This window comes from Halomonas llamarensis, assembly GCF_023555005.1.
GTDB classification, from domain to species: Bacteria; Pseudomonadota; Gammaproteobacteria; order Pseudomonadales; family Halomonadaceae; genus Vreelandella; species Vreelandella llamarensis.
The window spans coordinates 1-255 of sequence record NZ_JAMJPJ010000141.1; the positions used below are offsets into that span (position 1 = coordinate 1).

Annotated in this window: 1 protein-coding gene; it reads left to right on the top strand. The window is 66.7% G+C overall.

Going from position 1 to position 255, the window contains the following annotated elements:
* Positions 1–255 (top strand): hypothetical protein (locus tag M8006_RS17960; RefSeq protein WP_250084602.1); only part of this gene is annotated, 255 nt, incomplete at both ends.

Here is a 255-nt window from a genome sequence, read left to right on the forward strand (position 1 = left end):
AACGGGATGACCACGGCCAAATCATTGCCCAGACCGGCCCGGACGGCACGCGCTGGGCCATTGAGCGGGATGCGCTCGGGCAGCCGGTGAGTATTGAAGGCCCTGAGAATCAGCGCTGGCAGATCACGCGTAACGACCTCGGCCATCCGCTGGCGGTCACCGGGCCGGAAGGCACTACCGCTTTTGCCTACGACGATACCGACCTGCCCGACCGCCCCACGACCATGACCGATGCAGGTGGCGCGACCCACCAGC